At 63.7% G+C, this 3,139-nt stretch carries 4 protein-coding genes; all 4 read right to left on the bottom strand.

The window, feature by feature from the left end:
- A partial coding sequence (locus JCM12296_RS33665) for a hypothetical protein (RefSeq protein ID WP_218188428.1) occupies nucleotides 1–468 on the bottom strand: 468 nt, incomplete at its 3' end.
- Between the two features lie 95 nt (nucleotides 469–563).
- Nucleotides 564–2,261 (bottom strand): DUF4129 domain-containing protein, encoded by a 1,698-nt coding sequence (locus JCM12296_RS33660; RefSeq protein ID WP_054702347.1) that lies wholly within the window; start codon nucleotides 2,259–2,261, stop codon nucleotides 564–566.
- Nucleotides 2,243–2,605, bottom strand: a complete 363-nt coding sequence (locus tag JCM12296_RS33655; protein WP_054702344.1) for a B-box zinc finger protein — start codon at nucleotides 2,603–2,605, stop codon at nucleotides 2,243–2,245. Before JCM12296_RS33655 ends, JCM12296_RS33660 begins: the two co-directional genes overlap by 19 nt.
- A gap of 16 nt (nucleotides 2,606–2,621) precedes the next feature.
- A partial coding sequence (locus JCM12296_RS40710; protein ID WP_172684246.1) for a hypothetical protein occupies nucleotides 2,622–3,139 on the bottom strand: 518 nt, incomplete at its 5' end.

The raw sequence follows: 3,139 nt of genomic DNA, 5'->3' as shown, positions 1-3,139 counted from the left end.
CGGCCGGGTGGCCAAAAGGTGCGCCACGGGGGGCGAGCCGCTGCGCCGGGCAAGGGCGATCCGGATGCCCAGGTTCTCGGCGGCATCCCAGATCTTCTCCGCATCCGCCGCTTCGTCGGCGTCCGTTTGGGGATCGGCCGGCGTGTCATCGTCCTCGGCGGCGTTTTCTTCTCCGTCCGCATCCTGTTCCGGCTTTTTTTGTGCCTGGGCCCGGTCGCCCAAGGTAATGACGATGCGGCCGCCATCGGAAGCCAAACGATCCATCAATCGCTTTCCCACCCGGCCCCGCAGTTCGGCCATGTCAGGCGACAAACCGCAGAAAAGCAGGGTGGTTTGGGGGTTCAGGCGCACCTGGTCCGTTGAGCGATACCACCGCCGGGCCGTGTCCGGTGCCAGGGTGTTGAGGCTTTCGAACAGGGCCGGGTGCCAAGGGGTCGCTACGCAAGGAGGAGTAAGGCGGGTAGACATCCCCGCTTTCGAAACGCAGCACCAGCAGGGCCGCCAGCCCCGCTACAAAGGCGACCAGCAGCACGGCGGCGACCCAGGCATGGCGGCGGACGGATTCAAACGCTTGACCGGACAAGATCCGTGATCCTTTCCTGGCAAGACTTGAATCGGGCGACCTGTTCGGCGGAAACCGCATGCATGCCGTACCAGACGCGGTCGTAGGTCTGGCGGCAGCGGTCGAACAGGGCCAGCAGCTCGGGCGCGTTGCGCTGACGGCGGGTAAGTTCGGCAAAGTAGTCCCGATTGGTTTTATGGCGGGCAATGATCAATTGGCCATGATCGGCCAACACCGCCAGCACGGCCAGGTACAATGCGCGCAGGGCCCGCCGCAAATGATCGCGGGCGAGCATTTCGGCGGCCAGGGACAGCCATCGATCCGCCGGCAAGTCCCGGGCCGTGATGGATTCGTCCGTAAGATCGACGGGTTGAACGACAGGGGGATGCAGGCGACGGGTGCGGCGGCGCCGCCGTAAGGTCAGGCGGCGGAAAAGCCAGCCCAGCATCCCCACCAACAACGCGCCGCCTAAAAGAAACAGGCCGGTCTTGACCCGGCCGCGCCAGGTTCCGGCCGGTTGGTCGTCCTGTTTATCGGTTTCGGGCAGCCACCGGGTGAGCCACTCCCAAAGCTGGTGCAGCCAGTTCCCCACGGTGCGCCAAACGGCAGACAGGCTGTCGACCAGCCAGGTGACCGTCCTGTCCAGCCACGGGCGCATTTCCGGTGAGTCGGCGACCGTCTCCCGGGCCAGGCGCCAGGCAAAATGCCGCTGTTGGAGGACCTGGTCAATGGCCCGGTCCAACCGGCGCGCGTGGCCGGCGTCCATTAACGGGGCCGGATCGGCAACGGAAACCGCCGGCGGCGGCCCGGCAATGGCGAAAGGCGGCCCAAGGTTTAAAAGGACGATAACGACCGTCACGACGACCGCTGCATACCGGCCAAGATCGTGACGGATATCCTCTCCCGTCCGGCGGGCGCGGCCAAAATAGCAACGCAGCACATAGGCGGTTTTGACGATGGGGTCCACGCAAAGATAGGTGAGGCTGCATGCCACGACCAGAAACGTCGTGTTCAGCAGGTGGTTGCCGCTGAGGCTGAAGACGGTTTCGACCCCCAAAAGGCGTTGCAACAGTTGAGGGGCGAGAATCAGGAAGACAACCATATTGGCCAGCACCACCAGCCCGAAAAGGGTCATCACCGTGAGCATCAGATGATTCTGCCCCGGTAAAAGCGCGGCTTGGCCTTGGGCCTCGGCAATCAGGGCGTTGAGTTTTTTTTGTTGCGGGCCGTCCATCACCGTGAGGTTCTGGTAAAAGGCATAGGCCCACCCCATGGGCAGCATGATCAGGGAAGCCAGGGGCAGAACGATCCAACCGGTGGCCTGAAGACCGGCCTGGCGGGCCGCCACCGCCACCCATTGCCCCAGGGTCCACGGTGATGTGCGATCCGCTTGCAATACAGCGCTCAGGTGCCAGCCAAAGCGCACCTGCCACAATTTCATCCAGATGAACAAAAGGGCCAGGCCGGCCGCAGCCGGTGCACAGTACCAGCGGCCAAAGGGATTGCGGCTCATGTCCGACCAGAAAAAAAGCAGCCCCAAGACAAAGGGGAAAGTGCCGATGTAGTAGGCGAACAGGGCCGGCGCCCCCCGGCGGCGCAGCAGAAAGACAGCCTGTTCGGCCAGGATCAGGCCGTTGGGCCGGGCTTCCAGGCTGAAGGCGGCGGATGGCGACAACTCGCTCATGGGGCCTGCCACCATGGATGTTGCCAGACGGTCCCCTCGTGAACGGCGCTGGGAATGGCCAAAAGCCCCTGGCCCATCAAATAGAAAATCCCCCAAAGCAGTAAAAACCCCATGCCGCCACACAGGGTCAACCCCAGCCGGTTACGCCAGGGGGATGCCGCCGGCGCGTTTACCGCGGCTGTCCGGGAAAGGCAATCGTTGCACAGCATGCGGTGTTCATGTTCAGTGACGCACTCCCGGCAGTAAAAAAGGCCGCATTGGGGACAGCGCGCCACCGCCTCCCGATCCCCGTGATTGCGGCAACGCTGACGGGCAAGGTCGACGGCGGGCCGGGGATTCTGGTCGGATGGCAGATTCATCGTCTCCATGGCAGGCTCACTTGCGGCCCGGCCGTTTGTGGGCCCACAAGGCCAAAAAGCCGATCCCGCCCAGAAGCAGGTCGATCACCGCGCACCCCGCCGTCACGCCGACGGGGAAAGGACGGCCACTGAGCTGGAATTCGATATATGCCGAGAGGACGGCCCAGTTGTTGTAAACCGCCCGGGGGTTGCGCATGGTGGTGATCATGAGCATGTACATGATGTAAACGGCCAGGCCCTGGACGGTAATGACAACCAGCGACATCCAGGTCACCTTGGCCAGGAGGCTGTCCCGCATGCCTTCGTAATTGCGGACCAGGGTTACAATGGCCAACGTGATTAATGCCAAAAGCAGGCCATGGGTGACCACCACCAGGACGAGGTGGGGCGCAAACAGGTTCCAGCCATGGCAAAGGGCGCTGATGAGCAGGGCGCCGAACAACGCCTGGTGCAGCCAGGGAGAAAATTTGATGCGGCGCGTCGCCGTGCCCGCTTCTGCCGCCCGGCTGCCGGAGCTGGTGATAGGCCAGTTGG

This window comes from Desulfosarcina cetonica JCM 12296, from assembly GCF_001311845.1.
Lineage (GTDB): Bacteria > Desulfobacterota > Desulfobacteria > Desulfobacterales > Desulfosarcinaceae > Desulfosarcina > Desulfosarcina cetonica.
This window is presented reverse-complemented; position numbering and strand designations above follow the sequence as displayed.

Coding starts and splice junctions, on each gene's coding strand:
- JCM12296_RS33660 (WP_054702347.1), bottom strand. CDS start 2,261: ATGGTGGCAGGCCCCATGAGCGAGTTGTCGCCATCCGCCGCCTTCAGC.
- JCM12296_RS33655 (WP_054702344.1), bottom strand. CDS start 2,605: ATGAATCTGCCATCCGACCAGAATCCCCGGCCCGCCGTCGACCTTGCC.